We start from the raw sequence: 23,967 nt of genomic DNA, 5'->3' as shown, positions 1-23,967 counted from the left end.
ACGGGGAGGTCTTGATGGGGGCGACCGGCGGACCCGTCTGGGGCCGTACCGAGCAGCAGGACTTCCGCAGCCGGGTGCGCGGGACGCTGCTCGGCACGGCCGTCGGGGACGCCCTCGGGGCGCCGGTCGACGCGCTCGGCCTGGCCGAGATCCAGGAGCGGCACGGCGCCGAGGGCCTGCTGGACCTGGCCCCCGGCTACGGGCGCCGGGGAGCCGTGACCCACCTCACCCAGCTCACCCTGTTCTCCGTGGACGGGCTCATACGGGCCCAGGTGCGCCGGGACACCGGCGCCTGGCATCCGCCGACCGATCTGCACCGCGCCTATCTGCGCTGGGCCGCCACCCAGCGGGACTGGGGACCCGACGAGCGCCGCAAGGACGACGGCTGGCTCGCCCGCGAGGAGTGGCTGTACGCCCGCCGGGACGCCACCCGCTCCCTGCTGCTCGGCCTCGGCGACGAGACCATGGGCACCCTGGAGACGCCGAAGAACACCGCCGAGCTCGGACCGGAGGCCGCCGCGCGCTCCGCGCCGTTCGGGCTGCTCGTCGGCTGGGAGCCGCAGCTCGTCGTCCAGCTCGCCGTGGAGTGCGCGACGCAGACCCATGGGCACCCCGTCGCCTATCTGTCGGCGGGCGCGTACGCCGTGATCGTGCACGGGCTGGCCTGCGGGGAGAGCCTGGACGGTGCGGTGCAGCGGGCCCTCGCGCTGCTCGCCGTGCGCCCCGGGCACGAACCGGTGTCGGACGCCCTGCAGCATGCGCTGGGCGCGGTGCGCCAGGGCATGCCGACGCCGGCGCGGGTGGGGGAGCTGGCGGCCGACGGCTCGGCGGACGGGCTGCTCGCCGCGTCCGTGTACTGCGCCCTGGTCGGCGAGGACGTCCGGCAGGGACTGTGCCTGGCGGTGAACCACGACGGCCCCTCCGCCGCCACGGCCGCCCTCACCGGCGGTCTGCTGGGCGCCCTGCACGGCGAGACGGCCCTGCCGCCGGCCTGGCTGGCCGAGCTGGAGGGCCGTCCCACGATCCTGGAACTCGCCGACGACTTCGCCATGGAGATGACGCAGGGCCCGGCCCTGCACGGGCCGGGCGCCTCCGCGCCGGGCTGGCTGGCGCGCTATCCGCGCGCCTGAGCCCCGCCGTCCGCTCCCGCGCTCAGTCCTTCGCCCGCACCACGTCGTCCGCCGGACCGGCCGGCGCCGGCACCGCGGCGGCCGCCGCCCCGTCGTCGTCCGTGTTGACGCTCTCCACCACGGCGAGGCGCTCCGGGGTGTCCTCCGGCTTCAGGTGGCCGATGAGGATGTAGAGGACCAGCGAGACCGCCAGCGGGATGGAGACCTGGTACTGCAGTGGCACCCCGCCCTCGACGTTCCAGCTGATCGGGTAGTTGACCAGCCAGAAGGCGAGCAGGCCCATCGCCCAGCTGGTGAGCGCGGCGGTCGGCCCGGAGCGGCGGAACGGCCGCAGCAGACCCAGCATCATCGGGATCGCGATGGGCCCCATGAGACCGGCGACCCACTTGATGACGACGGTGATGATGTCCTTGAACGTGGGGGAGTCGACCTGGGTGGCCACCGCCATCGACAGACCGAGGAAGACGACGGTCGTCACGCGGGCCGCGACCAGCCCGGAGCGCTCGTTCCAGGCCCGCGCCCGCTGCGACAGCACCGGCGCCACGTCCCGGGTGAAGACGGCGGCGATGGCGTTGGCGTCGGAGGAGCACATGGCCATGGTGTGCGAGAAGAAGCCGACGATGACGAGGCCCAGCAGGCCGTGCGGCAGCAGCTGTTCGGTCATCAGGGCGTAGGAGTCGGAGCCGTCCGGCTTCTGCGACTCGACCAGCAGCGGCGACATCCACATCGGGAAGAACAGCACGACGGGCCAGACCAGCCACAGGATCGCCGAGAGCCGTGCGGAGCGCCGGGCCTCGTGCGGGGTGGCCGTGGCCATGTACCGCTGGGCCTGGTTGAGCATGCCGCCGTTGTACTCGAAGAGCTTGATGAACAGGAACGCCAGCAGGAACACCGTGCCGTACGGCCCGACCAGCGGCTCGCCGTGGCCCTGGAGTTCGGGCTCGTCCCAGGCGCCGAGGAAGCCGATGCCCTTGTCGTTCAGCTTCATCACCACGGCGAAGAACATCGCGAGCCCGGCGAGCAACTGGATGACGAACTGGCCGAGTTCGGTGAGGGCGTCCGCCCACAGGCCGCCGATGGTGCAGTAGACGGCGGTGATGCACCCGGTGATGAGGATGCCCTGGTTGAGCGAGACCCCGGTGAACACCGACAACAGGGTCGCGATCGCGGCCCACTTGGCGCCCACGTCCACGATCTTCAGCAACATGCCGGACCAGGCCAGCGCCTGCTGGGTCCGCAGGTCGTAGCGGTTCTTCAGGTACTCCAGCGGAGAGGCCACGTGCAGCCGTGACCGGAGCCGGTTGATGCGCGGCGCGAACAGCCTCGACCCGATGGCGATGCCGAGCGCGATGGGGAAGGACCAGGTGACGAAGGACGTGACGCCGTAGGTGTAGGCGATGCCCGCGTACCCGGTGAACATCACCGCGCTGTAGCCGGACATGTGGTGCGAGATGCCGGACAGCCACCACGGCATCTTGCCGCCCGCGGTGAAGAAGTCGCTGACGTTGTCCACACGTTTGTGGGACCAGACGCCGATGGCGACCATCACGCCGAAGTAGCCGATGAGCACGGCCCAGTCGAGACTGTTCATGTGACCCCTTCCAGGGTTCCGCCCTGTGAACGGCCCGCCCATGGTCGACGCGTGGATGAGGACACGACAAGCGCGGGTAGGGTCAACAGACAGTAAAATCGTTCTACTTGGTGACCTCAGTTCATGCATATGAACCGCGAAATCCGCTGGAACCCGTACGTCAGCGCATCAAATCCCCGGCGTCGACGAGCTGCGCTGACCGGGTCCGTCAGCGCAGCTCTTCCGGGCAGGGCGTGCCGCGCGGCACGTCGTAGGGCGCCGCCAGCCGGTACACGCCCGCCCGCGGGGCGACCAGCGTCGTCCAGCGGTCGCCCTCGGCGTCCTCCTCGGTCTCCATCAGGCAGCCGTTGACGTTGGCGTACGTCTTCGGCTCGCCGTCGGGACGCTTGCGGGACGCCTCCGTCTCCTTCGGCGGGTCGAGCTTCCTGCCCTCGGCGTCCACGATGCTCAGCCACGGGGAGTAGGGGATGCGGATCAGGACGCGGCCCGGCCTGCTCACCCGCATCGTCATCTCGCCCTGCTCGGCCCGGTCCACCACGGCGTTCGGCTCGGCGAGCGGCGTCGGGTCGGTCACCTGGAACAGCTGCCAGTTCGCGTCGCCCCACACCTGCTTCAGATACGGCAGACCGCGCTGCACCAGCTCCCGCTCGCGCTGCGCCGCCGAGGGGTCCGGCTCGTCCTTGGGCAGCACCACGAAGTGCACCGCCCAGCGTCGCAGCCACTCCCGGTAGTTCGCCGAGTTGAGGGTGTCGTCGTAGAAGAGGGGGTTGCGCTCCATGTCGGCCTGCCGGTTCCAGCCCCGCGCCAGGTTCACGTACGGCGCGAGCGCGGAGGCTTCCCGGTGCGAGCGGGCCGGCACGACCTCCACCCGCCCCTTCTCGGCGCCGACCTCCTGGAGCTCGTTGACCAGCGGGGCCAGCTCACGCGCCCAGGACGCCTCGGGGGCCGCGTGGATGATGTCGTCGACCGTCTTGTAGCCGATCCACCCGACGAACGTCAGCAGGGCCGTCACCACCGCGTACCACTTGCGCGTGCGCGGCACCGTGAACGGCAGGGCCGCCACCAGCGTCACCCCGGCGAACAGCATCGCCAGCCGGGTGATGTTGGAGCCGATCTGCGAGCTGACCACCCACACGAGGACGACCGAGACGCCGTACACCGCCGACACCAGCCGGACCGTCTTCCAGTCCCCGGGCACCGCGACATAGACGGCGATTGCCATCAGCAGCGGCATGAGCACCGAGCCGAACACCATCGGCTGGGTGCCGGAGAACGGGAACAGCCACGCCGACAGCCCCACGACGGCGGCCGGCGCGAGGCCCAGCGCCCAGGCGCCCGGACGCCGCTTCTGCAGGAACAGCGCGACGGCCACGAGCCCGACGAAGAGTCCCGCGACCGGCGACGCCATCGTGGCGAGCGCGGCGAGCGGCGCCGCGCACAGCGCCTTCGCCCAGCGTTTGTAGCGCCAGCGGTAGGGCCAGCAGAAGACGACGGCGACCGCGCCGAGCGCGAACATCGTGCCCAGCGCGAACGTCACACGCCCGGAGATGGCGTTGGCGATCAGCCCGAAGATCCCGGCGAGCGCGGCCCACAGCGGATTGCGCACGGACCGGCTGCGCAGCAGGACCAGCATCAGCAGCCCCGCCGAGATCGTGCCGGCGATCATCATCGTCGTCCGGACGCCCAGCACCGACATCAGATACGGCGACACGACGCTGTACGACACCGGGTGCATCCCGCCGTACCAGGCGAGGTTGTACGCGGAGTCGGGGTGCCGGCCGACGAACTCGGCCCAGGCGTCCTGGGCCGCGAGGTCGCCGCCACTGTTCGCGAACGTGAAGAACCAGATGATGTGGAGGAGCCCGGAGAGCGCGGTGACCGACAGCACCGGGTGACGCAGCAGGCGCTCGCGCACGGCGTGGACGGCCCTCGTCGGACGCGACGACGGCCCGGTCCGGGTGTCGCCCGGACCCTCCTCCGCGCGCGGCGCGGGTACGCGTATTCGCGGACCGGCTCCCCGTCCGGGATCGGCGTCGTCGGCGCGTGTCGGCTCCGCAGTGGCCACGTCTGAGGCACTCCCCGTGCTGTCTTCTGTTCCGGCCGCGTCCCGTGTCCCGCGTGTCTCGGCCCGGTAGGTCAAGGTGCTGCGGCCGTGCCCCGTGGGCGACGACCTGCCCGATTCGTGACGCTAGCACGCAGCCCGCCGGCGAGCGCGGCCGGCGGGCTGCGGTGCGGTGACGCCGTCGCGCCCCCAGGTCAGCCGATACGGGTGAGTTTGTCCGTGAAGCCCGGCTCGGTGAGGTCCGTCTGGAGAGCGACCGGGATCTTCACCGCGCCGCTGGTGCCGTCACCGACGGTGAGCGTGCCCACCTCGGTGCCGGCCTTCGCGGTGTGCGGGACCTCGTCGGGCGCGAAGGTCAGCTTCACCTTCAGACCCGCCCAGCCGACCGCCGTGACGTCCTTGGTGGCCACCACCGGGGTACGGCCGCCCAGTCCGTCGTCCACATACCCGACGACGTCCCCCTTCTTCAGGACGGTCGCCGGCTCCAGGGCGCCCTGCGCGGCCCGGATCAGCTGGTCGCCGCCGTACAGGGCGGCGCTGAGGATGGTGTTCTCCGGGCCGCCCGCGGGCTGGCGGACGACGGCGCCGACGATGGTGCGCGTCTCGCCGCCGACCTCCTTCTTCGCCGCGAAGACGAGGTTGCCGAGGGCGGAGGTGGTGGTGCCGGTCTTGATGCCCACCACGTCGTTCTTGCCGACCAGCTGGTTCCAGTTGGAGTGGTTGACGCCCTTGTAGTCGTCGTACGACATCATCGCGGCGACCTCGCGGAAGGCGGGTTCCTTCATCGCGGCCTTGGCCAGCTTCACCTGGTCGACGGCCGTGCTCACGGTGGTGTTGTTGAGGCCGGACGGGTCGGTGTACGTGGTGTTCGTCATGCCGAGCTTCTCGGCGGTGGCGTTCATCTTCGCCACGAAGTCCTTCTCCGAACCGGCGTCCCAGCGCGCCAGCAGCCGCGCCACGTTGTTCGCGGACGCGATCAGGATGGACTCCAGCGCCTCCCGCTGGGAGATCGAGTCGCCCTCGGTCACGTCGACGGTGGACTCCTGGCCCGCCTTCGACTGGTCCTCGGCGGCCTGGTCGATCTTGATCTTCGGGCCCTGGGCACCGCTCTTCAGCGGGTGCTCGCGCAGGATCAGGTACGCCGTCATGACCTTGGCGACACTCGCGATCGGCACGGGCTTCTGGTCGCCCGACGAGCCGAAGCTGCCGATGCCGTCGACGTCCAGCGCGGCCTGGCCCTGGGCCGGCCACGGGATGTCGATCTTGTCGCCCTCGAAGGTGAAGCTGTCCTGCGCGGTCAGGTCCAGGGTGGGCGCCGGGAGCGGGCGCACGCTCTGCACGATCGCGAAGACGATCGCCAGCAGGATCACCAGCGGCGTCCAGATCTTGACGCGCCGCACCAGGGTCCGCACCGGGGTCTCCGGCGGCGGCGGGGTGTTCGTCAGCTCGGCGAGCAGGTCCAGCGGGGGCTTCGGCGGCAGCGGCTGCTGGGTGGTGCGCTCGGGCCCGATCTGCGGGACGGCGGCGGTGACGTCGGCCGGCGGCCGGGGGGCCTCGGGCGCCTTCGGGGCCGTCTGCGGGATGTCCGGCTTGAGCGCGACGAACTTGCTGGTGCGCTCGGCGGGGGCCTCGGGCTTGGGCGCGTCGGCCTCGGGGGCCTCCGGCTTGGGTGACTCCGGCTTGGGTGACTCCGGCTTCGGGGTCTCCGGTTTGGGCGCCTTCAGCATGGTGGTCGGCTGGTCGACGTGCGGCTTGGCCGGGCGGGTCCGGAAGACCGCGGTCGCCTGGTCGACGCCCTTGCCGGCGTCGGGACTGCCGGTGCCCTGGTCGGCGGGCTCGTCCTCCGCGTCGTCCTCGGCCTTCGGTGCCTTCGCTGCCTTCGGCGCCTTCTCGGGCTCGGCGGGGCGGGTGCGGAAGATCGCGGTCGCCTGGTCGACGCCGGTGCTCTCGGCGGGGGTGTCGTCGGCGTCGGCGTCGGCTTCGGTGTCGGCCTTCGCGTCGGCGCCCGGGGCCTCGTCGGCGTCCTCCTCGTCCTCCTCGGACTCCTCGGACTCCTCGGACTCCTCGGACTCCTCGGACTCCTCGGACTCCGCGGACTCCTCGGCGGTGCCCTCCGCGCTCGCCTCGCTCTTGCCGTCGTCCGAGGAGCCCTTGGCGTCGGAGGCCACCCAGGCCGCGACGGCGTTCCTCAGCCGGTCCTCGCCCTTGCCGGGGGCCTCGTCCGCGGGGTCGCCGGAGTCGTCGGCGGCCTCGGAGTCGCCCGAGGCGTCGGCCGCCTCGGCGGTGTCATCGTTGTCGCCGGGGGCGTCCTCGGCGTCCTGACGGTCGCTCTCGGCGCCGTCGGAGCCCTCGGCGGAGGCGCTCGCCTCGTCGCCGCCGGCCTCCTCCTCGCCGTCGGCCGCCGGTTCCTCCCGCGCCTCGTCCAGATCCTGGCGGGACAGCACCCGCGTGGCCGTGTCCACGCCGCCGCGCTGCGACGACGCACGGGCCATCGCCAGGCGCGGGTCACCGCCCGCGCCTTGGGCCGGCCGGGTGCCGGCCTCGGGCTCGGGCCGGGATTCGGGAACCGGGACCGCGCTCCCCGACGTCGGTTCTGCCGACGACTCGCGCTGCTTCGACCTGTCGGGGGACTCGCCCGCCACCGATGCCTCCTCCATGTGCCGCCGCACGCCACCGTACGGCTGCCGAACCGTGGGCCGTCGCCCGGACACTGTGTCCGCACGACCCCCGTGCCGCTGTCCGAACCAGATACCAGTGTCCGGTGCGCGACCCCCATCTGACGCGGTAGACGAGAACGACATACCTACCGGTTCCACTACGAACCGGTCACGTGCTCTCGACAGACCAATGTGAGAGGGGTCACCCTGTCTTTCATCCACGCGGGGAGGCATGGATGGGCAGGAGCCGCAGAACACTTCCGGAGGAGCTTCTGCTGCTGGCGTTGGACCCGGCCACGGGTACCACCGCGCAGCCGCAGTCGCTCGACCTCGGTCTGGCCGGAGCACAGCTAGTGGAGCTGGCGCTGGCCGGACGGATAGCCCCAGACGGGGATCGTATCGCCGTGGTGGCACCACGGCCGACAGGAGATCCGACTCTGGACTGCGCGTTGGAGTTGCTGCGAAGGCGTGGCGCTCCGGTACGGGCCGTCCACTGGATCGGCGGGCCCCGGCTGGGGCTGCGCCAGACCTATCTCTCGCATCTGGAGAGGTGCGGCATGGTCGCCGCCGTGCCGGGCCAGATGTGCGGAGTGCTTCCGACGACGCGCTACCAGGCGACGGACACCGAGATCAGCCGGGAGATCAGGGCCCGGCTGGACTCCGCGATCCGCACCGGCGTACCGCCGGACCCGCGGACCGCGGCGCTCGCCGCCCTGGCCCACGCGGTCGGTCTCGGCAAGCACCTGTATCCGGGCAACGAGGGACGCTCCTCTCGCTCCCGGCTGCGGGACCTGATCCGGCACGACCCCATGGGCGGTCTCGTCGCGCACGCGGTGATGGACGTCCAGAACGGCGCGGCCGCACAGCCGCGTCGGGGCCAGGCACCGTCCGGCCGGCAGCCGGGCCCCGGCGGCAGGTCGCCGGCGGAACCCGCGCGCGCCGTCCCGGCACAGCCGCACCGAGGGTCCATGGCACGCGTCGTGGCCCACTGAGAGACCGCTCGACCCGCTCGACCCGCACCACACGCACGCCACGTGCAGCGCCGCACCGTCCCCAAGACCGGTTCGGGAGCCGCTGATCCGCGCGGGGCGACGGAACCGTACGTCCGTGCTGAACCGCGCGGACAGGGACACCGGTTCCGTCGCCCCGCGCGGCCGCGTGTGCCCGCGCGGAGGCCCGACGGTGTGCGTCCTGCGCATATCCACCGTTTCCCAGCGGTGGTGAGCGCCTTGGTGGCAATCTGCTGAACAGCAGATACGCAAAGTGCCGATCACAAGGCAGGCAGCCGGAGGTGCACGTCCCGTGGCGTCCAATGTCAATCCCACCGTCAGGCGGCGCCGGCTGGGCCAGGAGTTGCGCCGGCTCCGTGAGCTCAAGGGCATGACCGCCGAGGAAGTGGCCGAACGGCTGCTGGTCTCCCAGTCGAAGATCAGCCGCCTGGAGAACGGGCGGCGCAGCATCAGCCAGCGCGACGTCCGCGACCTGTGCGGGGTCTACGAGGTGGAGGACCACCGGATCGTCGACTCCCTGATGCAGATGGCCAAGGACTCGCGCCAGCAGGGCTGGTGGCACTCCTTCGGCGACATCCCCTACAGCGTCTACATCGGTCTGGAGACCGACGCCGCCAGCCTGCGCGTGTACGACCCGCAGGTCGTGCCCGGTCTGCTCCAGACGAAGCAGTACGCGGAGGCCCTGATCGCCGGGGCGCTGCCCGAGACCGCGCCGACGGAGATCGAGAAGCGCGTCCAGGTGCGGATGCGCCGACAGGAACGAATCTCCACCGAGGAGAACCCGCTGCGGCTGTGGACCGTGCTGGACGAGGCCGCCCTGCGCCGCGTCGTCGGCAACCGCTCCCTGATGCGGGACCAGTTGGAGCAGCTCGTCGAGCAGTCCCTGCTGCCGCACGTCACCGTGCAGGTGATCCCGTTCGACATGGGCGCCCATCCGGGCCTCAACGGGCAGTACGCGATCCTGGAGTTCCCGGACGCGGCCGACTCCAGCGTCGTCTACATCGAGGGCGTCACCAGCGACCTGTACCTGGAGAAGGCGAACGACGTCCAGAAGTACAGCGTGATGTACGAGCACCTGCGGGCGCAGGCCCTGAACGTCGAGCAGTCGAGGCAGTTCATCGCGGACATCGCCAAGGAGTATGCGCGCTGAAAGAGCCGCACGGTACACCGTCACCCGTCAGGACGGAAGACTCCATTGGAATATGCCACCCGGCCGAGTGAATAGTCGCTTCGTCGGCCGGGGGTGGCGAGTAGCGTCGATCACGCCACCGAGCAAGAAGGTTGGCGTGAATCGCGTTGCCGGTCCGGCCTGGGCCGCGCCGCGTGATGACAGCACTCACCATCAGCATTGCGGAGCGAACATGGCAATTCGTCAGGGTTCCACGGACACGTGGACCAAGTCCTCGTACTCGACAGGGAACGGCGCGTGCGTCGAGGTCAAGTCGCCGGTGACGGCGGCCATGGCCGTACGGGACTCCAAGGTGCCCGAGGGCCCCGTCCTGGCGTTCCCCGCCGACGCGTGGAACACCTTCGTGGCGTCGGTCAAGGCGTGAGGGGCGGGTCCTTCTGACCTCCCCTTCCACCGGCCGTACGCGTCACGACTGCACAACAGGCAGTACCAGGAAGAGCCCTCTCGACCAGTCCGCCGTCCTTGCCGAGAGGGCTCGGCCACACCCGTCAGGCACGGCGACCGGCGCGAAGACCGCCGGCCCCCCCGATCACCCCGCCTCGGATCACCTCACCGGGAAGGCCACGTCGCACACCGGGTCCCCGGCTCCCGCCGCCTCCCAGTCCGCGAAGTAGACCTCGCGGCACGGGCCCGCCTGCTCCAGTCCCTCCCGGGCGATCCACTCCTCCACCGCCTCGAACGCCGCCAGGATCTGCGGATGCGCGACCTGCGCCTTCGTGATCCGGGTGAAGGCCAGCCGCCGTGCGGGCTCCACCCGCACCGTGGTGGTGTGCGTCCGGCCGGTCCGTGCGAGCCAGGCACGGGCCGCCGCCTCGTCCGCGACCGGCACACACGCCTCGGCCGGCCCGTCGCTCTCCGCCGACACCTCGGCGTGGTACACGACGAACGGCGGCGCCGTGATCCCGCCGCACTCCCGGCCCGCGGCCTCCAGCCGGCCCAGCGCCGACCCGATCCACCCCGGCAGCTCGTCCGCCAGCACATGGCGGGCCTCCCCGATCACCACCTGCTCGGGCACGTCCACCGTCTCGACCACGAACTTCCCGTACATCTCGGAGCTCCTCCCCGACAGCCGTCCACGGAGGTACTCGGCCAGCGTCCGCTGCCCCGCCACCCGCGCCTCGACCTGCGCCCAGTAGGCGTCGAGCCGGTCGGCGGCCATGGCCCCGTCCGGGGCGCCGACCACCTCCGCGACCCGCGCGAGCGGCATGTCCAGCTGGCGCAGCAACGCCACCGTACGGGCCCGTGCGACCTGCTCGGCCCGGTAGTAGCGGTACCCGCTGGCCTCGTCGACCCGGGCCGGCACCAGCAGTCCCAGCCGGTCGTACAGCCGCAGGGCCTTGGCGGACAGCCGCGCCCGCGCGGCGAACGCGCCGATGGTGAGCAGTTCCTCGTCCACGGCCTCATCCTCCGTCACCGGGCGGTTCCTCCCGCCCGGCGACGACGACGCTCGGCTCTGCCCCTGGGGCAAGGTCAAGCGGTCAGGCGAGCTGGGCCTCGACGGCCGCCACCAGCTCCGCGGCCTCCGGCTCGGTCTGCGGCGAGAACCGGGCGACGACCGTGCCGTCCCGGCCGATCAGGAACTTCTCGAAGTTCCAGCGGATGTCGCCGGTGTGCCCCTCGGCGTCGGCGAAGCCCACCAGCCGCTCGTACAGCGGGTGCCGGCCGTCCCCGTTCACCTCGACCTTCTCCGTCATCGGGAAGGTCACGCCGTACGTGGCCGAGCAGAACTCGGCGATCTCCTCGGCGGAGCCGGGCTCCTGCCCGAGGAACTGGTTGCAGGGCACCCCGAGCACCGTGAAGCCGCGCTCGGCGTAGCGCTCCTGGAGCTTCTCCAGGCCGTTGTACTGCGGGGTCAGGCCGCACTTGGAGGCGACGTTCACGACCAGCACGGCCTTGCCGGCGTACTGGGCGAGGTCGGCGGGGCCGCCGGTGAGGGCGTCGATGTCGACGTCGAGGGGGGAGGTGCTGTTGTGGGTCGTCATGAACCGGATGCTAACTCCGGTCCGCTCCGGGCCGGCGCGAGGCGTCGACGAGGGCGTGACCGGCCGGCGTCCGCGCGTACAGCACCGACCGGCCCGCCCGCCGCCGCTGCACCAGTCCCGCGTCCCGCAGGACCCGCAGATGCCGTCCGACCGAGCCCAGGCCCTGCCCGGTCACCGCGACCAGATGGCTCGTGCTCAGCGGGGAACCGAGGAGCACGAGGACGGTGGCGCGGGCCGGGCCCAGCAGGGCGGACAGGCCCGCGGGGACGCTCCGGGCACCCGGGTCGGTGAGAGGGCCGGAACAGGCGTAGACGAGGGCGTACCGTTCGGGCTCCTCCCAGGAGACCCAGCCGGTGCGCGGGGTCACCGGCATGAACACCAGCTCCGCGCCGGAGATCTCGCGGGGCGGGTACTCCTGGAGGTTCACCTGGAGCCGGTTCCCGCCGAGCCAGCGGGTCTGGCCGGGCCGCAGGGAGTCCAGCACCGCCGCCCAGCCGCCCTCGCCGGCCCGCGCGGTCCGGGCGGCCACGTCGGCCTCCAGGACGCGGCGGCGCCGCTCCCAGGTGGGCCGTACGGTCCGGGTCCAGACGTGCTCCAGAAGGCGTGCGGCCCGCTCGGGCAGGTCGTCACGGTCCAGCTCCGCGGGGAGCGGCCCGCCGAGGGAGACGGCGAGGTGGGCGCGCGCGGCGGCCGGGTCGGCGGACCGCACCCGGGCGACGACGTCCTCGAAGCCCTCCCCGTGGCGCGGGGTGGGCGTGACGAAGTCGGCGATCCAGGACCGGCCGAGCGCGGCGCCCACCAGCCGGGCGGTCGTCGGGTCCGCCGCGAGGAGCGCCCGGTAGCTGGGCAGGTGGGCGCGCAGCCACGCCCGCTCACCGGGGTGCGCCGGGGTGCCGGCGTGCAGCAGCCGCAGACTCGCGAACGTCTCCGCGAACGGGGAGAGCACGAACCGGCTGCGCGCCAGCGTGTCCGCGTTGAGCTGCCACCACCCCACGAGCACCCTCCCGACGTTTCGCGTGCGCGCGAAACAGTACGGCCGCCGCGCGCACCCTCGCAGACTCCCCGTATGCGCAGCTACCGCGAGCTCTTCCGGACCCGTGAGTTCACGCCGTTCTTCCTCGGCTCCGCCGCCCAGGGCGCGGCCCTGACGATCGGCGGGCTCGCGCTCGCCACGCTCGTCTACCGGGCCACCGACTCGCCGCTGCTCTCGGCGGTCAGCATGTTCGGGCCGCAGCTCGCGCAGATGCTCGGGGCGACCTTCCTGCTGTCGGCGGCCGACCGGCTCCCGCCGCGCGCGGCACTCAGCGGCATCGCCCTGGCCTTCGCCGTCTGCGCGGCCGTGCAGGCGCTGCCCGGCCTGCCGCTCGGGGCGGCCTTCGGCGTGGTCTTCGTCCAGGGGCTGGTCTCCTCGCTGGGTGGCGGGGTGAGCGGGGGACTGCTCAACGAGATCCTGCCCAAGGGCGGTTTCGTCCTGGGCCGTTCGGTGTTCAACATGGTCTTCGGGCTGGTGCAGATCGTCGGCTTCGCGGCGGGCGGCGCCCTCCTCGCCGTCCTGTCCCCGCGTGCCTGTCTGCTCCTCGCGGCCGTGCTGTACGCCCTCGCGTCGCTCGTCCTGCGGCTGGGCCTGACCGCCCGTCCGCCGCGCGCCGCGGGCCGCCCGTCCGTCGCGGAGACCTGGCGCACCAACGCCCTGCTGTGGTCCTCGCGCCCCCGCCGCCTCGCCTACCTCGGCATGTGGCTGCCCAACGGCCTGATCGTCGGCTGCGAGTCCCTCTACGTCTCCTACGACCCCGGAGCGGCCGGTGCGCTCTTCGCCTGTGCGGCGCTGGGCATGTTCACCGGCGATCTGACGGTCGGCCGCCTCGTGCCGCCGGCCCTGCGCCCGCGCCTGCCGATCCCGCTCCTGACCCTGCTGGCCACCCCGTACCTGCTGTTCGCCCTGCGCCCCGGCCTGCCCTGGTCCGCCCTGGCGGTGTGCGTCGCCTCCGTCGGCTTCGGCGCCACCCTGGCCCAGCAGGAACGCCTGATGGCCCTCACCCCCGACGAACTCGCCGGGCACGCCCTGGGGTTGCGCGGCGCCGGGATGCTCACCATGCAGGGCGTCGCCGCGGCCCTGGCGGGCACGCTCGCCCAACTCACCACCCCGGCGACGGCGATGACCTGCATGGCCCTGGCCTCCCTCACGATCACCCTAGCCCTCGCGACGGCCCACCACCGCTCGCGGGAGAAGGTGACGGCCACGGCTACTCCCTGACCGGGAGCGGCACTTGGGCGCCGAAGAGGGGACTTTCCACTTCCTCCTGAGGGGCGGGTTGATCCGTCTCCCCGGCGCCCACGGCCACGAGGTCGAGCCGCTGCACCGCGGTGGACGCCGAGGTCATCTCCACGCTCCGGGTCCGCGAGGAGCGCGACGAGGCCGTGGGCAGCCTCTCCGAGCGGGTGATGAAAGATGACGATCACCGGCGAGTCGTACCGACATGTCGTATTTCGTCACATTAGCCTCTCGTAACTGTACGAAGTCGATCTCTCGCGGATCGCACCCCCCTCACCTCTCCGGAGATGACATGCACAAGCTTCGCAAGGCCGCCGTCGTGGTCGTCGCCCTCGGCAGCGCCGGAATCCTGGCCAGTGGCACCGCCTCCGCCCAGGGTCTCGACGGCCACGGCGGCAAGAAGGGCGGGGACAAGGTCAGCGTCCTGCAGAGCTCCAACTGCCGCTCGCACGACCTGAACCTCGACGTCCTCGGTGAGGTCGGCATCCTGAACGGTGCCCTGGCCAACGCGCTCAACGGCGAGGGTGACGCGGGCGCGCAGAACACCCACCTCGGCTCGTCCATGGGCTGCAACAACAGCGCGTTCTGAGGTCCGGCCGGAGGAACGGCTTTCCGCGGCACGCCCCTCGGGGCGGCGACCGGCCGGTGGAGTGCGGGCCGTGAGGAACACCCGGCCCCAGGCCGGTCCACCGAGAGGGCGCGTCAGCGCCCGAGGTGCGATCGACTCCACGATCACCCCCGAAGACCGACCAGGGGCCCGACCCGCGCGAGCGGACGGGCCCCTTGTCGGCGTTCTGGGGGTCGGCGCTGCCGGCGGCCTGTCCGCGTCGCGCGGGGTCCCGCCCCTTGCGCGGGCTATGCCGCCCGCCATAAGTTACTAAGCGGTCGCTCACACGCCGTTCGCCCTCCCGCCCCTCCCGCTCGCCTCGAAGGAGAGCCGCCATGCCGTCGCTCGACCGCCAGGAAAACGTTTTCGTCCTCGACCTCGGGGACGGCGAGAACCGCTTCCACCCCGACTGGATCGCCGCGGTCGGCACCGCACTCGACGAGGTGGAGAAGGCGGACGGCCCGCGCGCCCTGGTCACCGCCGCGACGGGCAAGTTCTGGTCCAACGGGCTCGACCTGGAGTGGCTCACCGCCCACGCCGACGACTACCACGACTACGTCGTCTCCGTGCACCAGCTGTTCGCGCGCGTGCTGTCCCTGCCCCTGGTGACCGTGGCCGCCCTCCAGGGCCACACCTTCGCCGCCGGCGCGATGCTCTCCCTCGCGCACGACTTCCGGGTGATGCGCGCCGACCGCGGCTACTGGTGCCTGCCCGAGGCGGACATCAGCATCCCCTTCACGCCCGGCATGTCCGCCCTCATCCAGTCCCGGCTCACGCCCCGGACGGCACACGAGGCGATGGTCACCGCCCGCCGTTACGGAGGCGCCGACGCGGCCGCCGCCGGCATCGTCGACCGGGCGGTCCCCGAGGACGCCGTACGCTCCACGGCGATCGAACTCGCCCAGGCCCAGGTGAACAAGGCGGGCGACACCGTCGGCACCATCAAGGCCCGGATGTACGGCCCGGTCCTGTCCACCCTGCGCGCCACGACGAACCCGCTGGGCTGACCCCTCCCCGGGCGGTCAGCCCGCGGAGCCGCCGGACGCCTCCTCGGCGGCGCGCCGGTACTCGGCGTTGATGCGCTGCGCTTCCTCGAGCTGGTCCTCGAGGATGATGATCCGGCACGCGGCCTCGATCGGCGTCCCCTGGTCGACGAGTTCACGGGCGCGGGCCGCGATCCGCAACTGATAGCGCGAGTACCGGCGATGCCCGCCCTCCGAGCGCAGCGGCGTGATCAGCCGCGCCTCGCCGAGCGCGCGCAGGAAACCCGGTGTGGTGCCGAGCATCTCGGCGGCCCGGCCCATGGTGTACGCGGGGTAGTCGTCGTCGTCCAGCCGGTCGCTGAGCGGGGAATCTGCCATGTCACCTCGATGTACAACGCGTCACGGGGCCCGGCGCCGACCGGCACCAGGGCCCCGCATCACATGTAACACCATGAGCCCGCCCCGATGCTCCGCCGCCCTTGCGCAGCGTCGTACGGCTGGTACGGCTCCGTTCGGCTCGGGGCGCGGGGGACGTCGAGGTGTGGACGACCCCGTCCGCCCCGCCTAGGCGGCGACCGACGCCTCCGGGAGGTCCCGCAGCCGGACCCGGTCCGTGTAGGCGGGGCTGCGCCGCAGCACGGCGAGCCGGGCCAGGGTGACCAGGCCGGTGCTCTGGTCGTCCGCGTCGCACAGGACGAGGTGGTCGACGCGGGCGCCGGCCATGAGGGACAGCGCGACCTCGACCGTCATGTCGTCCCGGACCCGGGGCCCGGCCGTGTCCTGCCCGTCGGCCCCGGCCACGGGGGAGCGGTGTGCTGTCCGGTACTGCGGCTGGACCGTCGTCATGGCTGCTCCTGCGGGTGTGGGGGTCGGGCGGGCGGTCACGGCGCCGAGGCACCGGGGTGAACGGGCGGGGGTCCTCCTACGCGGCTGAACCGAACCCGGACGCGCGCCGGCGCGCGTCCGGGCTCTTCACGGGACCACCGCGCCCGGTACGGCCCCGGCGGCCACGGGACGAGGAGGACGCACCGCGCGGGCGGGACGCCTCGGGCGCGGCGATGACGACCGGGACACCGGAAGGCGCCTGTGCCCCGGTGATCCGGCTCAGCTCGGCCTCGCCCGAGCGCACCTGGGCGATCCGGGGGTTGATGCCCGCCGCGTCCATCAGCCGGCTCATGCTCCGGCGCTGGCCGGGCGTCACCAGGGTGACGACACTGCCGGACTCACCGGCACGGGCCGTCCGTCCGCCGCGGTGCAGATAGTCCTTGTGGTCGGTCGGCGGATCGACGTTGACGACCAGGTCGAGATTGTCGACGTGGATGCCGCGCGCCGCGACGTTGGTCGCGACCAGCACGGTCACCTGCCCGTTCTTGAACTGGGCCAGGGTCCGGGTGCGCTGCGGCTGGGACTTGCCGCCGTGCAGCGCCGCGGCCCGCACGCCGCTGCTCAGCAGGTGCTTGGTCAGCTTGTCCACGGCGTGCTTGGTGTCGAGGAACATGATGACGCGGCCGTCGCGTGCCGCGATCTCCGTCGTCGTCCGGTACTTGTCCGCGTCGTGCACATGGAGGACGTGGTGCTCCATCGTGGTGACCGCGCCGGCGGACGGGTCGACGGAGTGGACGACCGGGTCGCTCAGATAGCGGCGCACCAGCAGATCGACGTTGCGGTCCAGGGTGGCCGAGAACAGCAGCCGCTGCCCGTCGGGCCGCACCTGGTCGAGCAGCGCGGTGACCTGGGGCATGAAGCCCATGTCGGCCATCTGGTCGGCCTCGTCGAGGACGGTGACGGCGACGTCGTCCAGACGGCAGGCGCCCCGGTCGATGAGGTCCTTGAGCCGTCCCGGCGTCGCGACGACGACCTCGGCACCGGCACGCAGCGCACCGGCCTGCCGCCCGATGGACATCCCGCCGACGACCGTCGCCATGCGCAGGCCCACGGAACGGGCGTACGGGGCGAGGGCGTCCGTGACCTGCTGGGCGAGTTCACGGGTGGGGACGAGGACGAGGCCGAGCGGCCGCTTCGGCTCGGCACGCCGTCCTGCCGTGCGGGCCAGAAGGGCGAGGCCGAACGCGAGCGTCTTGCCCGAGCCGGTGCGGCCCCGGCCGAGGACGTCACGCCCGGCGAGGGAGTTCGGCAGGGTGGCCGCCTGGATCGGGAACGGCACGGACACGCCCTCGTGGCTGAGCGTGGCCATCAACTGGCCCGGCATGTCGAGGTCGGTGAACGACGTGACGGCGGGCAGGGCGGGCGTCCTGGTCACCGGCACCGCGAACTCGTCGCTCCGACGCCCGCCGGGACGCCGGGGACCGGAGCCACGCCGGAAACGGTCAGGGGTGCGGGACGTGCGGGAGGCGCTGGATGTGCGGGGTGTGCTGGACATGCGGGAACGCTGCATGCGGAACCTTCCGTTCGGGGCACGCGGCAAGGAATTCCCGCAGCACAGAAGCGGCGCAGAGAATCTCGATACGAGCCGAAAGTCGAGGGGCGAGCCGGACGGGCGCAAAAGGGGCCCATCAACGGCGATCGCCGAAAAGAAAGACGAAGAAATTCAGTCGAAAAACAGCGAGCTGGGGCCCGCACCCCAGAGGTGCGGGCCCCAGCTGCGAAGTATGCGTCGGTGCCGACGTCAGGCGGCGACGATGTTCTCCGCCGTCAGGCCCTTCTGGCCCTGCGCGATGTCGAACGACACCTTCTGGCCCTCCAGCAGCTCACGGAAGCCCTGGCTGGCGATGTTGGAGTAGTGGGCGAAGACGTCGGCGCCGCCGCCGTCCTGCTCGATGAAGCCGAAGCCCTTTTCCGCGTTGAACCACTTCACGGTACCGGTAGCCATTTTGTTTCTCCTTCGGAGGCGGTGGCAGGAAAACGCCCTGTGCGCATTCCATGTCGCCGTGTCGATCACCCCGTCGGAAACAAATCCACTGGCAACCACACCTGCAACTGATAACGACAGTAGCACGCCGAAGCTGCCGATGCGGAGCCAATATCCCGGAACGGACGGAAGCGTCAGAATTCCTATCCCGATTGACCCGCGCATATCTGTCGCGGCGAACACAGATATTGTGGGAACGCCGCTCTTCACTGCACGCGGTCGATACTCCATGCGATGGCCCCGGCCGCCCCGGCGACCCCCTGAACATCGAGACGTCCCGTCCCCCGGGCCACGACCCGCTGCCGCACGACGGCCCCGTCGCAGGGCACGGCGACCTCAGCCCCACCTTGCGGCGGCACGAAGGTCACGACCTCACGCCCGCCCCCCTCCCCGAAACACACAAGACTGACCGCGTAGGTCCGCCCCTCATCCAGCCCCGGCTCGGTATGCACCCCGTCCACGACACGCTCGACACCACTGGCGACGGGCGCCGCCCCCTCCCCAACGGCGGCAAGCGCGGCCCGAGCCTGCTCCTCGAACGCCTCCGAGGAATCGCCGCCCCGTGCGGAAGGCGCCGAGGCCGAGCCCGAGGGGGCAGACCGCCCCCTGTCACCCCCCTCACCCCCGCTGCACGAGACGAGCAGAAATCCCGCCGCGACGACAACGGCACACGCGCACACGGCACGGCCAGACACCCACGGGTTCAAGAGGTCCCCCTACTGGACTCGAAAGCCCCGGGAGTGGGACCGAACATGACCGTACTGGCCCGACCGACCGATGAGTTCGGCAGGTAGGGTCCGCCGGAAGGGGGGACGCATGATCGATCGAGAAAGCTCATGGACGGACGACCGCGCCGAACGCGAGGCCGCCCAGCGAGCGAGGAGAGCGACGAAACTCGGCTGGACCGCGATCGGCTGCACCACGGGAGCGCTGGGCTGCGCGCTGATCACCGCGGCGCTCCTCTGGCTGGCCGTGGTGGCGGTGAGCCTCTTCGTCGTCCTGGCGAGCAACTGATGTCCTCCTGCGGCCCGAGCGAAAGACACCATGGAACGGCATGAGCTGGCGGCACTCCTGTCCGGTGCCGACGAGGCGTCCGCGAAAGCTCTGGCCACCCTGCGCGCCGGCGGCACCTACTGGGTGGCGGACGAGGCACAGCCGGCAGGTCGACACGCGGGGGTCTTCAACCTCCGTCTTCAGCGCATGCGGAGGCGGGGAATCGAACCCCTCGGCCTGGAACGGGCGGTGCAACGCGTCCGCGAACACGGCCGACCCGTACGCACGGGCTTGATCGACGCGGCCGACCGGACGTGGACCACCCTGCTCTTCCTCACCGAGGACGGCGGCGAGTTGGTGGCCTGCGCCGGCTGGCCGCTGCCACCGGTCGCGCAGGACCCGTAGGGGGCAGGCGGTTTTCGGTCCGGTCATCGCCTCGCCAGTGCCACCATGGGGGCGAGTGAACGGAGCCCTCAGTGGTCGACGTCTTCGTCAACTACCGCACAGCCGACGCGGGATACGCCGCCGCAGCGTGCTACGAGTTGCTGGAGCGTGCCTTCGGCCCGGAACGCGTCTTCCGTGACTGTGTGTCCATGCGGCCCGGCGACCTCTACCCGGAGGCGATCCGGCAAGCCCTGGAGGAGACGCGGATCCTGCTGGTCCTCATAGGACCGGACTGGTTCGCTCGCGACCCGGACAGCGACCGACGACTGGTGGACCGGGAGGACGACTGGGTCCGCCGCGAGATCCGCCGTGCGTTCGCGCGCGGCATCCCCGTGGTACAGGTCCTCCTCGACGGGGCACCGCCCGTCGAGGACCGTGAACTCCCATCGGATATCGCGCGGTTGGCCCACTGCCAGGCGGCACACGTGACCCACCGGGCCCTCGGGGACGACGTCAGGCGCCTAGTGGAGGGCGTCACCGATCTGGTTCCGGAGCTCTTGCTCCCCGACCTCTTTCCCCCTCAGCGCGACGTGCCCCCCGACCCTCTGCCCAGCCTGCTCCTCCATGCCGACTACGGCGTGGTCCCTTTCCGGCGGACCGATGACGAACTGGACCGGCTGAGCGACTGGCTGGCCGGGCCGGACCGCCTCGCCGCCCGCCTGCTGACCGGCCCGGGCGGCCAGGGCAAGACCCGGCTGGCGAACGAGGTCGTCCAGCGTGCGAAGGCGGACGGATGGACGGCGGGTCTGCTCGCCGAGGAAGTACCCGCGCCGGTGCTCAACCGCGTCCGCGAGTTCCGCGGTCCCGTCCTCGTCGTCATCGACTACGCCGAAGCCCGTACCGAGCAGATCGCGGACGTCGCGGCACAACTGATCGCCCGGCCTGTCGAGCAGGGACCGGCGCGACTGCTCCTGCTCGCCAGGTCCTCCGGCGTGTGGCCGCATCTGCTCCGCCGCCACCGCGACGACCGCGTCTCGCTGCTCTTCACCGACCTGACCGAGCGAGCCCTGCCGCCGGTCGTCACCGAGCCGACCGATCGACTCGCCGAGTACGTCCGGGCCCTGGAGGCCTTCGCCGCCCGGCTGGGGTACCCCGTGCCGTCGACCACCGCCCCCGACGCACTCGGTTCGCCGCGGTACGACCGCGTGCTGGACGTGCACGCCGCCGCGCTGGCGGCTCTCCTCGACGAAGCCGCACCGGACGGGGCGCGGGCGCGGCGCGATCCGCTGCTGCGCGTGCTCGACCACGAGCGACGCTACTGGGCGGCAGCCGCGGTGCCGCACGAGCTGCCGACCCCCGGTCGACTGCGTCACGACCAGGTGGTCTCGGCCGCCACACTGTTCACGGCGCACAGCACAGCACAGGCCCGTGAACTGTTCACCGCGTTGCCCACGTTCGACGGCGAAGGCTACGAGGTCGTCGAGCGCCACCTGCGCTGGCTCGGCTCCCTCTATCCCGGTCCGGAAGCCCTCAACCCGCTGCGGCCGGACCGGCTCGGCGAGGATCTGGTGGCGGCGACACTCCTCGACCAGCCGGAGTTCGTCGAGTGGGTCGCACCGGTCGTGCGGGGGACCCAGGTCACGCGCGCGCTGACGGTGCTGGGACGGGCCGCGCCGCGGTACCCCCACGTGAGGCAGGCGATGGCTGCCCTGCTGGCTGCCGACCCTGCCACCAGGCTGCCGCCGGCGATCGGTGTCGCGACGCAATTGCAGGACACCATGCTGGTCGAGGTGCTGAGCGAGGTGAGCGGTGCCGCCGTCGGGTCGGGGCTCGATCTGGAGGAGTCCGTCCTCGACCATCTGCCCGACAGCAGCCTGACCCTGGCCGCCTTCTCGGTGGTCAGCACTCGGGCGGCCCTCGACGCGGAGCGGGGCAAGGAGCAACCGGACACGGAGACGGTCGCCCAGCTGACGCACAACCTGTCGCTGCGGCTGTCCGCCGTCAACCAGCACGACACGGCCCTCGTGCACGCCGCCGAGGCGGTCGCGATGTACGAGGAACTGGCGGATGCGGACCCGGAGTCGAACCCGGAGCTGGGTTCGGCGCTGAACACCCTCGCCTGCGCCTACTCCCATGCCGGCTTCCCCGAGGAAGGCCACGACGCGGCGGCCCGCAGCTGCGATCTGCTGAGCCGGGTCGACCTCGGCCCTCCTGAGCACCGGCAGCTCTACGCCACCGCCCTGACCAACTTCGGGAACGTGCTGAACGACTTGTCCCGTCACCGGGAGGCCGTCGACGCCGCGGAACACGCGCTGGAGCTGACGGCAGCACTCCACGACGAGGCCCCCGACGAAGACCGGGTGGAATGTCTGTACCGGTTGGCGAACGCTCAGCACAACCTCTCGGCGATCCGCGCCGGAGCCGGCCTCCACGCCGGCGCACTGACTGCCGCCGAGGAGGCGGTGCGCGCCTTCCAGGACCTCGACGCCCACGACGGCGACCGGTTCCGGGACGCCTTCGTGCGGGCCCTGGGCAACCTCAGCGCCGCCCACTCCGAGCTCGGGCAGGCGCAGGAGGCGGCCGAGGTCGCGGAGACAGCCCTGCGCCTGGCTCGTGACCTGGTGGAACGCCACGGCGAGGGCTACCTCCACCTCCTGGCGGACGTACTGAACAACAGCGGGGCGGCGCTTCGGCGACTCGGCCGCCACGACGAGGCCGTCGAGCGGCTCACAGAGGCCGTGGCGCTCTATCGGACCCTCTCCGCCTTCTCCCCGGGCGTCGAGTTGCCCGCGCTCGCCGGCGCGCTCCACAACCTGGGCGACTGCCTGCTCGACAGCCGGCAGTTGTACAAGGCGCACGACGTCTACGACGAGTCGATCGACATCTACCGCAAGCTTGCCGACCCTCGCCCGGACGCCACTGAGCCCGACCTCGCCGAGACCCTCCTGGCCCAAGCCGACGTCCTGCACGAACTGGAGGAGTACGAGGAGGCCATGGCTTTCGCGGCGGAAGCTGCCGCGATCCTCCAGAGGCTGGTCGAGTCCGGCGGTGCGGTCCTGCGCCGCAAGCTGGCGAAGGCCCTGCACCTGCTCGCCTTGATCCACGACGACATGGGCCGAGGCCCCGAGGCCATCCACTGCGCGGAGAGCGCCGCCGGGCATTTCGCCGAGCTGGTCGCGTCGACGCCCGAGGACCTTCCGGACCTGCGCGGCGACTGGACCACCGCACTCTTCACCCATGGACGGGTCCTCGACGGGAACGGCCACCCGGACCGCGCGGTCGAACCCTTCACGCAGGCGGCGGAGGTACTGCGCGCCCTGCTTCGGGAAGCGGACGAAGCCGCTCACCGCGATCTGCTCGGCGCGGTGCTGCACGAGCACGCCATGAGCTCGAGTGCCTTGGGGCAGCACCAGGAGGCCCTCACGCGCATCTCGGATGCCGTCCACATCCGGCGGGGGCTGGATCAGACCCAGCCCACCCATCGCCTCGCCCTGTGCCAGTCGCTGAACAACCTGGCGGACACGCTCAACGACCTCGAGCGCCACGCCGAAGCACTGGTCCAGGCCGACGAGGCGGTGGACCTGGCAAGCACTCTCCGCGAGGAGGACGACGGGCAATCACTGGTTCACGCCCTCGCGACGCGGGCGTCCGTAAGGGCCGGGGACCACAGGTCCGCCGTCCAAGACTTGACCAGGGCCTGGCACGCGGCACTGACCGCGCAGGACGACGCCCTCAAGCTGGTCGTCCTGGAGGTTCTGGCAGACCTGCACAACCGACGCCCGCGCCGCATCCGCCGAGCCTGGCGAGCCCTGACAAGCGAGCCCTACCCCTTTGCGTAACCCCTGACCCCACCCCATCACTGTGAGGGCCGCCCGTGATGATCACCGGAGGGAAAGCCGGACGGCCCACCGCGGTCATGCGTGAGCCACCACTGCCAGCGTTGAGCACGACTACGGTGAACGGGCTCCCGGTCAACGTCCCTCCGGAGGACGGGCACACTCGGGCATCCGGTGCTCTCGGTGTGGCAGACCGACATCATCTATTACGGCCTGGATCTGGCCGACTACATGCACCAGGAGTTCGACGAGGTGCGGGGTGAAGTCGACGAGAGCTGGAACCCGCGAGCGACCGCCCTCTTCTGGCGTGACCTTCTCTGACTCTTCGGGGAGCCCGGGCCTGCGGGGCGGGCGCCCTCAGCAGGGCTGGCGTCGCTGACCACGCGGTGTGTCTCGCCGCTG

21 protein-coding genes are annotated in these 23,967 nt (G+C 71.7%); 11 read left to right on the top strand and 10 right to left on the bottom strand.

All coding sequences use genetic code 11. The annotated features are described in order from the left end of the window. The first annotated feature begins 14 nt into the window (after window positions 1-14). Window positions 15-1,130: an ADP-ribosylglycohydrolase family protein gene (locus ACFV46_RS05510; protein WP_361923042.1), complete on the top strand. Its 1,116-nt coding sequence runs from the start codon at window positions 15-17 to the stop codon at window positions 1,128-1,130. A gap of 22 nt (window positions 1,131-1,152) precedes the next feature. Here the strand turns inward: ACFV46_RS05510 and ACFV46_RS05505 are convergent, their stop codons facing one another. The 3 genes from ACFV46_RS05505 to ACFV46_RS05495 all read right to left on the bottom strand — a co-directional run bounded on the left by ACFV46_RS05505 (window position 1,153) and on the right by ACFV46_RS05495 (window position 7,425). Further along, the gene (locus tag ACFV46_RS05505) at window positions 1,153-2,721 is read right to left on the bottom strand and encodes a sodium:solute symporter family protein (RefSeq protein ID WP_385497084.1); all 1,569 of its coding nucleotides are present in this window, start codon (window positions 2,719-2,721) and stop codon (window positions 1,153-1,155) included. Window positions 2,722-2,929: 208 nt separating this feature from the next. Beyond that, on the bottom strand, window positions 2,930-4,786 hold the full coding sequence (locus ACFV46_RS05500) for an MFS transporter (protein ID WP_385497083.1): 1,857 nt from the start codon (window positions 4,784-4,786) through the stop codon (window positions 2,930-2,932). Window positions 4,787-4,977: 191 nt separating this feature from the next. Next, the gene (locus ACFV46_RS05495; protein WP_385497082.1) at window positions 4,978-7,425 is read right to left on the bottom strand and encodes a D-alanyl-D-alanine carboxypeptidase; all 2,448 of its coding nucleotides are present in this window, start codon (window positions 7,423-7,425) and stop codon (window positions 4,978-4,980) included. A 251-nt stretch (window positions 7,426-7,676) separates the two neighbouring features. Here ACFV46_RS05495 and ACFV46_RS05490 point away from each other — a divergent pair, with 251 nt between their 5' ends. The 3 genes from ACFV46_RS05490 (at window position 7,677) to ACFV46_RS05480 (ending at window position 10,003) form a co-directional block, all read left to right on the top strand. Further along, on the top strand, window positions 7,677-8,432 hold the full coding sequence (locus ACFV46_RS05490; RefSeq protein WP_361923054.1) for a GPP34 family phosphoprotein: 756 nt from the start codon (window positions 7,677-7,679) through the stop codon (window positions 8,430-8,432). Window positions 8,433-8,742: 310 nt separating this feature from the next. Next, the gene (locus ACFV46_RS05485; protein ID WP_055623570.1) at window positions 8,743-9,600 is read left to right on the top strand and encodes a helix-turn-helix transcriptional regulator; all 858 of its coding nucleotides are present in this window, start codon (window positions 8,743-8,745) and stop codon (window positions 9,598-9,600) included. Window positions 9,601-9,811: 211 nt separating this feature from the next. Then, on the top strand, window positions 9,812-10,003 hold the full coding sequence (locus ACFV46_RS05480; protein WP_361341241.1) for a DUF397 domain-containing protein: 192 nt from the start codon (window positions 9,812-9,814) through the stop codon (window positions 10,001-10,003). Between the two features lie 180 nt (window positions 10,004-10,183). Here ACFV46_RS05480 and ACFV46_RS05475 read toward each other — a convergent pair whose 3' ends face one another. The 3 genes from ACFV46_RS05475 to ACFV46_RS05465 all read right to left on the bottom strand — a co-directional run bounded on the left by ACFV46_RS05475 (window position 10,184) and on the right by ACFV46_RS05465 (window position 12,615). Further along, the gene (locus ACFV46_RS05475) at window positions 10,184-11,053 is read right to left on the bottom strand and encodes a MerR family transcriptional regulator (RefSeq protein ID WP_385497081.1); all 870 of its coding nucleotides are present in this window, start codon (window positions 11,051-11,053) and stop codon (window positions 10,184-10,186) included. Window positions 11,054-11,117: 64 nt separating this feature from the next. Next, entirely contained in the window at window positions 11,118-11,621 is a 504-nt protein-coding gene (locus tag ACFV46_RS05470) for a glutathione peroxidase (RefSeq protein ID WP_361923060.1), read from the bottom strand. Window positions 11,622-11,631: 10 nt separating this feature from the next. Then, complete coding sequence (locus ACFV46_RS05465) at window positions 11,632-12,615, bottom strand: ArsR/SmtB family transcription factor (RefSeq protein WP_385497079.1); 984 nt, start codon at window positions 12,613-12,615, stop codon at window positions 11,632-11,634. 72 nt (window positions 12,616-12,687) lie between these two features. On the opposite strand from ACFV46_RS05465, the gene ACFV46_RS05460 reads away from it, so the two are divergent. The 3 genes from ACFV46_RS05460 (at window position 12,688) to ACFV46_RS05450 (ending at window position 15,507) form a co-directional block, all read left to right on the top strand. Next, window positions 12,688-13,875, top strand: coding sequence for an MFS transporter (locus ACFV46_RS05460; protein ID WP_385497078.1), 1,188 nt, complete (start codon window positions 12,688-12,690; stop codon window positions 13,873-13,875). Between the two features lie 310 nt (window positions 13,876-14,185). Continuing rightward, complete coding sequence (locus tag ACFV46_RS05455) at window positions 14,186-14,482, top strand: hypothetical protein (protein ID WP_361923068.1); 297 nt, start codon at window positions 14,186-14,188, stop codon at window positions 14,480-14,482. Window positions 14,483-14,835: 353 nt separating this feature from the next. After that, window positions 14,836-15,507 carry an enoyl-CoA hydratase-related protein gene (locus ACFV46_RS05450; protein WP_361923071.1) on the top strand — a complete coding sequence of 224 codons (672 nt, stop codon included), beginning with the start codon at window positions 14,836-14,838 and terminating at the stop codon, window positions 15,505-15,507. A 15-nt stretch (window positions 15,508-15,522) separates the two neighbouring features. On the opposite strand, the gene ACFV46_RS05445 is transcribed toward ACFV46_RS05450, so the two are convergent. The 4 genes from ACFV46_RS05445 to ACFV46_RS05430 form a co-directional block, all read right to left on the bottom strand. Next, entirely contained in the window at window positions 15,523-15,861 is a 339-nt protein-coding gene (locus tag ACFV46_RS05445; protein WP_361923074.1) for a helix-turn-helix domain-containing protein, read from the bottom strand. 186 nt (window positions 15,862-16,047) lie between these two features. Beyond that, the gene (locus ACFV46_RS05440; RefSeq protein WP_385497077.1) at window positions 16,048-16,329 is read right to left on the bottom strand and encodes a CBS domain-containing protein; all 282 of its coding nucleotides are present in this window, start codon (window positions 16,327-16,329) and stop codon (window positions 16,048-16,050) included. Window positions 16,330-16,405: 76 nt separating this feature from the next. After that, on the bottom strand, window positions 16,406-17,878 hold the full coding sequence (locus tag ACFV46_RS05435) for a DEAD/DEAH box helicase (RefSeq protein WP_385497076.1): 1,473 nt from the start codon (window positions 17,876-17,878) through the stop codon (window positions 16,406-16,408). Window positions 17,879-18,109: 231 nt separating this feature from the next. Beyond that, the gene (locus tag ACFV46_RS05430; RefSeq protein ID WP_062668528.1) at window positions 18,110-18,313 is read right to left on the bottom strand and encodes a cold-shock protein; all 204 of its coding nucleotides are present in this window, start codon (window positions 18,311-18,313) and stop codon (window positions 18,110-18,112) included. An 855-nt stretch (window positions 18,314-19,168) separates the two neighbouring features. Here ACFV46_RS05430 and ACFV46_RS05425 point away from each other — a divergent pair. The 4 genes from ACFV46_RS05425 to ACFV46_RS05410 all read left to right on the top strand — a co-directional run bounded on the left by ACFV46_RS05425 (window position 19,169) and on the right by ACFV46_RS05410 (window position 23,886). Next, window positions 19,169-19,366, top strand: coding sequence for a hypothetical protein (locus ACFV46_RS05425; protein WP_385497075.1), 198 nt, complete (start codon window positions 19,169-19,171; stop codon window positions 19,364-19,366). 30 nt (window positions 19,367-19,396) lie between these two features. After that, window positions 19,397-19,750 (top strand): hypothetical protein, encoded by a 354-nt coding sequence (locus tag ACFV46_RS05420; protein ID WP_376727169.1) that lies wholly within the window; start codon window positions 19,397-19,399, stop codon window positions 19,748-19,750. A gap of 71 nt (window positions 19,751-19,821) precedes the next feature. Further along, window positions 19,822-23,568, top strand: a complete 3,747-nt coding sequence (locus ACFV46_RS05415; protein WP_385497074.1) for a tetratricopeptide repeat protein — start codon at window positions 19,822-19,824, stop codon at window positions 23,566-23,568. 180 nt (window positions 23,569-23,748) lie between these two features. Beyond that, window positions 23,749-23,886: a hypothetical protein gene (locus ACFV46_RS05410; RefSeq protein WP_385497073.1), complete on the top strand. Its 138-nt coding sequence runs from the start codon at window positions 23,749-23,751 to the stop codon at window positions 23,884-23,886. Window positions 23,887-23,967: the final 81 nt, after the last annotated feature.

The sequence above is a fragment of the Streptomyces sp. NPDC059852 genome (assembly GCF_042731455.1).
In the GTDB taxonomy this organism is placed as follows: domain Bacteria; phylum Actinomycetota; class Actinomycetes; order Streptomycetales; family Streptomycetaceae; genus Streptomyces.
The sequence above is the reverse complement of the archived record's forward strand: the minus strand, read 5'-3'. Positions and strand labels throughout refer to the sequence as shown.